We start from the raw sequence: 6,193 nt of genomic DNA on the forward strand, positions 1-6,193 counted from the left end.
TTGCGCCGCGCTAGGATGGAGCGCGATTAACGGTCAGATTACCGATGCGGTTTAAAGCTATTACCAGGCTGCCAGCGCCGGATTCCTCAGTGCATGGGCGTTAGCAGGAGTCCCCTCGCCTTCTTCACGGTTTTTCGCCCACTGGGTCAGCAGTGCCATGGCCATGAAACCGGCGATGATCAAGAGCGGATAAGCGGCCAGAATTTCGCTCAGCGAGTACTTCCAGGACAGCGGACGACCAACCCCCAACATCGCGGCATAGAACCAGGAGACACCAGAGAGCGCGCCGGCAAACAGTGCGAACATGCGCATGTTGAACTCCAGCTTGAGCAGTGATCCGGCCTTCTGCAGCGCGGGCAGCACCAGGCTATGCAGCAACATGCCGTTGAACGTCAGCAACATGACGATAGCGATCTTCGCCTGTAACTTTGGGTTGAGCAGATACGACAAGCCTTTATCGCCAATATCGACCCAGATAATCGCGAGGCCGGTGATCCAAAGTACCACCAGCGCAGCGGAGACTGTTTTCTGCAAACTTTCCATATGCTGAGCATTTTGCAGGTGGCTCTGCTTGCCTTTGAATAATTCTTTGATCATTGCCACGTCGCTGGTTAATACCATGCCAATTGCAACGCAACAGGCGATCAGGTGCGCATAAACAATCCCTAAGCGCATGAACTCCATGGTCGTTTTTTGCTCAAAAAACGAAGCGATAATAGTAAAATCCATGGGTGCCTCTTTTTATATTCAGGTGAATCAGACTATCTGCGTCATATGATTCATTTGGTTTTTACGTTTGCAGTGAAGAAATACTCCAGTGCAGTTTTTCGGTTTCATATGTGAAACATGCGAAACATCAAACGCATAACAGTCTGGCGAATGAACATCTCATCATTCGATTTCCCCTTTCAAAGGTAAAACGCCCCCACGCACGCACGATGCGCTCCTGTTGAGAAAACTCCTGGATCGGTGAAAACGAGGCTAAAGCTCTCGCTCTCGTCGGGCTATTTTATGAGCCACACAACCCGACTTCGTTCATTTTTTGCTCGCTGAAGCCGACAAACGGCAGTGATTGCATGACCTCGAACGGCGTCTGGAGTACCCGCCTATGCCTGAAAACGCCGTGCTTGACGGATTTTTCGCTGAATGGGGCAGGGTTCGACTTTTTCTCGGCGGCGGTACGCAAAACAGCTCAGGGAAAGCACGCAAGACAGCCCGCACATTATTCACCAGCAAATGTGACTTTGCGGTCGACTGCGGTCATCAACATGATGACTGGCCGACGTAGCACCACGTGTCACTGGCCTCTAGACTTTTGGGATAACCTCGGAGAAACCGACCCCATGAACGCCCCGCTGCGTTTTAACGAAGCACTGCTGATCGCCGACCGCGCCTTTCAACCTTTCCAGTGTGTCGCCTGGGCACCGCAAGACGGTACCGGCGAACTCAGCCTGACGGTCATCGACCGTACCAGCACCCGCCTACTGGGTCGCACCCAGCTGTCGAGCAGCATCTACAGCGACCCGATACAACTGGCCAGTGTGTTGAACAAGTCGCGCGCCGAATTAAGCCGGCAGGGTTACGACCTGGCCCCCTGGAGCATGCCGGAGTAATCCTCAGGCCGCCAAGAGCACCGTGAACCCGCTCGCGAAGCCAATGTAGCGGTGCCCTCCCCCTGACCTGACCTGCTCTGATCTGGAGCGAGTCGAATTGGCAATATCTGTGGGCGCTTTGTCCTTGTTGCCACCCTTTCGCTGAGCGCAAACTGCATCCATCGCTCATCGAGAACCTCCCATGGATGCGCTGAAAACCATTGCCTGCCTGCTCTACCCCAATGTAATGAGCCTGGATGTGACCGGCCCGCTACAGGTGTTCGCCTCGGCCAATGTCGAGCGTCAACGCCAGGGTTTGCCGGCGTTCTATCGTCTGCTCGTGCTCGGCCAGCAGGTCGGCGCTGTCGCCACTTCGGCCGGCTTCCAACTGCTGGCCGAACAGAGCTGGCGCGAGATCGACGCCGCACGGATCGACACCCTGCTGATTCCTGGCGGCCCGGGCCAAGAGGCTCAATGCCTGAACCGGGAACTGTTGGCCTGGCTGCGCACCGCCGAACCGCAGGTGCGCCGCCTGGGCTCGGTCTGCTCCGGCGCGCTTATCCTCGCCGCCGCCGGCCTGCTCGATGGTCGCCGGGCGACTACCCACTGGGCCGATGCGGACAACCTGCGCCGGGATTATCCGGACATCGAGGTACTCGCGGACTGCTTGCACACCTATGACCCGCAGGATCTGCACGGCAATGGCCATATATTTACCTCGGCGGGCGTCACCGCGGGTATCGACCTGGCCCTGGCCCTGATCGAAGCCGACCTCGGCCGTGTCACCGCACTGGCGGTGGCGCGGCGTCTGGTGATGTTCCTGCGCAGGCCGGGTGGGCAGGCCCAGTTCAGCGCCCTGCTCACGCCCGAGCCAAGCCGGGTGCCGCGTCTGGCCGCTCTGCTGGAATGGATTCCTGCGCACCTGAGTGCCGACCTGTCGCTGGAGGCGCTGGCCGCCCAGGCGCACATGACCCCGCGCACGCTGTCGCGGGTGTTCGTACAGGAACTGGGCATGGGACCGGGACGCTATGTCGAACGTATCCGCCTGGAAGCGGCACGCCATCTGCTGCAGGACGCCCAGGCGTCGATCGCTACGGTGGCGCGCCTGACCGGTTTCGCTCACCCGGAAAACCTGCGCCGCAGCTTCCACAAGCATCTGTCGGTCAGCCCGCAGGAATACGCCGAGCGTTTCGCCTGAAGCCCAACCATCCAGACAGGAGTCAAGCATGCTGCAACTGCGCCCTAACTGTGAATGCTGCAAACGCGATCTGCCGGCCGACTCGGCTGAGGCGCTGATCTGCTCGTTCGAGTGCACCTTCTGCCGTGACTGCAGCGACGAGGTCCTGCACGGCAGCTGCCCAAACTGTGGCGGTGAGCTGGTCAGACGGCCGATCCGTCCGGCAGCCAAACTTGCAGCCACCCGGCCCGACTCACCAAGGAGAAACACCATGACCGCTGAAAACGCCGTTCGCCCACCCCGCCCGCCTTTCACACGGGAAAGCGCCATCGAGAAGGTCCGCCTGGCCGAGGACGGCTGGAACGGCCGCGACCCGGAACGGGTATCGCTGGCCTATACCCTGGATACCAAATGGCGCAACCGTGCCGAGTTCGCCTTCAATCGGCAAGAAGCCAAGGAGTTCCTCACCCGCAAATGGGCCAAGGAACTCGACTACCGCTTGATCAAGGAACTGTGGGCGTTCACCGACAACCGTATCGCCGTGCGTTACGCCTACGAGTGGCATGACGACTCGGGGAACTGGTTTCGTTCCTACGGTAACGAGAACTGGGAATTCGATGATAACGGCCTGATGGCCAACCGCTTCGCCTGCATCAACGACATGCCGATCAAGGAATCCGAACGCAAGTTCCACTGGCCCCTGGGCCGGCGCCCCGATGACCACCCGGGCCTGTCGGAATTGGGGCTCTGAACGGTTCCAGCGGCGCATTGAACACGGATATTCGGCCTGCGGAGGCAACGAAACGGCAAAGACCGGCACGCAGGAAGCAGCGAAGGAGCCGAGCGGCAGGCTAATCGACAACGGGGCGCTGGCTTTGGCGGCGGCGGCAATCGCCAGGACCATGGAGATGCGAAAAAGGACGGAAGAGCGCTGGGCGTCAGGTTCGGGTCCGCGGCGGCGGCGCCATCGGGTTGCCGCGGTAAACCTTGACCTGATTGCGCCCTGCCTCCTTGGCGGCATACAGGGCCTGGTCGGCCCGCTCGATCAACTGCTGATAGTCCTCGGCAGGGTCGCTCAGGTCAGCCACACCCAGGCTGATGGTGAACGGGATGGTCTGCCCCTCATAGGTGACCAGCAGGGACTCGATGCGCCGGCGCAGGCGTTCGGCAAACAGCTTGGCAGCGGCACTGTCGACGTCCGGCAGCAGGACCACGAACTCCTCGCCGCCATAGCGCCCGGCGTAATCGGTGTCGCGCACCTGCTCGCGCATCACCTCGGCGACGGCCTGAATCACCTTGTCCCCGGCCGGATGGCCATGGCTGTCGTTGACCTTCTTGAAATGATCGATATCGAACATCACCAATGCGGCCATGCTCTGATAGCGCCGGTGCCGGGCGTATTCGTGCTGCAGGCATTCTTCCCAGTAGCCGCGATTGTGCAGGCCGGTCAGGCGATCGGTGCGCGAGAGTTGTTGCAGCTGCAGGTTCGCCGCCTGCAATTGTTGCTTGTTGGTCGCCACACTGGTCACGTCGTAAATGATCAGGCAGATATGCTCGATGCTGGTATTGGTGGCCTGCAACGGCAGGATGGTGGTGTTCTGAAACATGAACTCTTCCTGCCCGGTGATCGGCTGGTAGTTCTTGAACTTCACCAGGTAAGGCCGTTGCTCCCAGATGGTGAAAGCCGGCGTGCCCAGCGTCACCACGCCTTCGACCTTGTGGCGAAACCAGTTCTCCTCGATTTCGGGAAACAGGCTGAACAATGACTGCTGGTGAACCTCATGGGGCTGCAGGCCCGAGCGGTTCTCCATGAAGGTATTCCAGACGTGTATACGGTATTCGCGATCCAGCACCACGACACCGACATCGATGCTCTGCACCACCGCCAGCAGCCAGTGAAACTCGTTGAGATCCAGATTTTCGTTCATGTTCAGTTCATCAGGTAAGCAAGCTTGTTGGAAAGCAACGCCACCGAGTCTTCAGTGAACAGCAGAAGCAGGTCGAAATGGATATGGTGGCCTTCGATGCTGTAGCTGATTTCCACCGCCAGGGTGGTTTTCCAGCGCGGACGGTTGAGCTTGATCAGCTCCTCGATGGAGGCGTGCTCGCCCAGCACTATGGGGTGGCTCTGGGAAAACTGCACATCGATCTGCCCGGCAATGCCGTTCAGGCAGGCGCCAATCAAGAGAGTGGACAGATCCAGGAGCATTTCTATTTCGGAATAGTCGGAGGAAAAACCGCTCATCAAGCGGGCCATGTCGCCCACTTCCGAATCATGGAAGATCAGCAGCGCCTCGCCGGCGATGCCACTGCCGATAAACCCCTGGCATACGGCGGTAAGCCCGCCACCACGCTGGGCATCGGCCAGGGCCATGTGCAACTCGCCGACCTCGAACAGGCTGACATTAGGCACCGGCAATTGCACGAACACGCCCAGCAGCCTGGCCAGCAAGGCCGCAGCACGGCCCATGGCGACGTTGACCACCTCACGGAAGGCATCGAAAAAGTTGATCGCGGAATCATCGCCGAGCGCCTGCACGGCCAGCTCACTCGCACTGTTGGCGAGCAACCCCAGACGCTCGAGGGTTTGTCGGAGCAGATCCGGGTCAGCCGGCTTCTGCACGAAGGCCAACGCCCCAAGCGCCATGACCCGCTGCAACGCCTGCTCCTGAACATCGCCGGACACCACAATGACCTTGCACGACAGACCTTCGCTTTGCAGGGCAGTCAGTACCTGATAGCCGTCCATCTCCGGCATGGTCAGGTCGAGCAGCATCACATCGGTCTGCCCCTGGCGCAGAATCGCCATGGCCTCCATGCCGTTGGCGGCCTGCGCGATGGCGACAGGCCAGTCGGCAGGCAGCGCACGCAGCAATTGCTTGCGCGCCATGCTGGAGTCGTCGCAGATAAGCAGAATACTGACGGTCATACGCATCACTTTTTATAGGTGTCCGCCTGCCGGATCCCGGCAGATCAGCTGTATCGGGTTTCAACGGGTTAGCGGGTTGGCATCTCGCCTTGACGATAGACAGCAGTTTTACGGCAAAACACCAGCCGATGGTTGGAAGATAGAATCGAGTAGGAGGCGGGGTTGCCCCCGCCGTCCTCTCACACCACCGTACATACGGTTCCGTATACGGCGGTTCCTGCCTACTAACCAACAGCGTCAGCGAGCTTGGTTCCGTTGATGTGTCGCCTGCGGTATCTAAGCGCCCAGACCGGCCCTCGGAGCTTCCGGCTCCTACCTCCTGATGGTCTCGACCCCCGCTACGCGGAGTTTCTGCTTTACGATCCAACAGAGATCACACCCGACTGTCCACTCATGGCAGGTTCAGCCCTTCGTCACTCCAGTTTCGAGCAACTACTACGGCCTCGGCTGACTTCTGTTCGCCCATCCCGTCACCTCACGATGCCGGTAGCACAT

The 6,193-nt window shown here is 59.6% G+C and carries 7 protein-coding genes and 1 pseudogene; 5 read left to right on the forward strand and 3 right to left on the reverse strand.

All coding sequences use genetic code 11. The features are described 5' to 3' along the window. Positions 1 to 60: 60 nt before the first annotated feature. Positions 61 to 729: a hypothetical protein gene (locus BM315_RS21540; protein ID WP_090505409.1), complete on the reverse strand. Its 669-nt coding sequence runs from the start codon at positions 727 to 729 to the stop codon at positions 61 to 63. A 379-nt stretch (positions 730 to 1,108) separates the two neighbouring features. On the opposite strand from BM315_RS21540, the gene BM315_RS24475 reads away from it, so the two are divergent. The 5 genes and pseudogenes from BM315_RS24475 to BM315_RS21555 all read left to right on the forward strand — a co-directional run bounded on the left by BM315_RS24475 (position 1,109) and on the right by BM315_RS21555 (position 3,520). Beyond that, positions 1,109 to 1,288 (forward strand): hypothetical protein, encoded by a 180-nt coding sequence (locus tag BM315_RS24475; RefSeq protein ID WP_141123996.1) that lies wholly within the window; start codon positions 1,109 to 1,111, stop codon positions 1,286 to 1,288. Positions 1,289 to 1,343: 55 nt separating this feature from the next. After that, complete coding sequence (locus tag BM315_RS21545) at positions 1,344 to 1,613, forward strand: hypothetical protein (RefSeq protein ID WP_090505411.1); 270 nt, start codon at positions 1,344 to 1,346, stop codon at positions 1,611 to 1,613. Positions 1,614 to 1,794: 181 nt separating this feature from the next. Beyond that, positions 1,795 to 2,790 (forward strand): GlxA family transcriptional regulator, encoded by a 996-nt coding sequence (locus tag BM315_RS21550; protein ID WP_090505413.1) that lies wholly within the window; start codon positions 1,795 to 1,797, stop codon positions 2,788 to 2,790. Positions 2,791 to 2,818: 28 nt separating this feature from the next. Continuing rightward, positions 2,819 to 3,034 (forward strand): annotated as a pseudogene (locus BM315_RS24850) (DUF1272 domain-containing protein); the annotation flags it as partial. 6 nt (positions 3,035 to 3,040) lie between these two features. After that, positions 3,041 to 3,520 carry a nuclear transport factor 2 family protein gene (locus BM315_RS21555; protein WP_212632984.1) on the forward strand — a complete coding sequence of 160 codons (480 nt, stop codon included), beginning with the start codon at positions 3,041 to 3,043 and terminating at the stop codon, positions 3,518 to 3,520. A gap of 187 nt (positions 3,521 to 3,707) precedes the next feature. On the opposite strand, the gene BM315_RS21560 is transcribed toward BM315_RS21555, so the two are convergent. Both BM315_RS21560 and BM315_RS21565 read right to left on the reverse strand, forming a co-directional pair. Continuing rightward, positions 3,708 to 4,697: a sensor domain-containing diguanylate cyclase gene (locus BM315_RS21560; RefSeq protein WP_090505417.1), complete on the reverse strand. Its 990-nt coding sequence runs from the start codon at positions 4,695 to 4,697 to the stop codon at positions 3,708 to 3,710. Positions 4,698 to 4,699: 2 nt separating this feature from the next. Further along, on the reverse strand, positions 4,700 to 5,698 hold the full coding sequence (locus BM315_RS21565; protein WP_090505419.1) for a response regulator: 999 nt from the start codon (positions 5,696 to 5,698) through the stop codon (positions 4,700 to 4,702). Between the last annotated feature and the right edge of the window lie 495 nt (positions 5,699 to 6,193).

The sequence above is a fragment of the Pseudomonas borbori genome (assembly GCF_900115555.1).
Taxonomy (GTDB): domain Bacteria; phylum Pseudomonadota; class Gammaproteobacteria; order Pseudomonadales; family Pseudomonadaceae; genus Aquipseudomonas; species Aquipseudomonas borbori.

Coding starts and splice junctions, on each gene's coding strand:
- BM315_RS21540 (WP_090505409.1), bottom strand. CDS start 729: ATGGATTTTACTATTATCGCTTCGTTTTTTGAGCAAAAAACGACCATG.
- BM315_RS24475 (WP_141123996.1), top strand. CDS start 1,109: ATGCCTGAAAACGCCGTGCTTGACGGATTTTTCGCTGAATGGGGCAGG.
- BM315_RS21545 (WP_090505411.1), top strand. CDS start 1,344: ATGAACGCCCCGCTGCGTTTTAACGAAGCACTGCTGATCGCCGACCGC.
- BM315_RS21550 (WP_090505413.1), top strand. CDS start 1,795: ATGGATGCGCTGAAAACCATTGCCTGCCTGCTCTACCCCAATGTAATG.
- BM315_RS21555 (WP_212632984.1), top strand. CDS start 3,041: ATGACCGCTGAAAACGCCGTTCGCCCACCCCGCCCGCCTTTCACACGG.
- BM315_RS21560 (WP_090505417.1), bottom strand. CDS start 4,697: ATGAACGAAAATCTGGATCTCAACGAGTTTCACTGGCTGCTGGCGGTG.
- BM315_RS21565 (WP_090505419.1), bottom strand. CDS start 5,698: ATGACCGTCAGTATTCTGCTTATCTGCGACGACTCCAGCATGGCGCGC.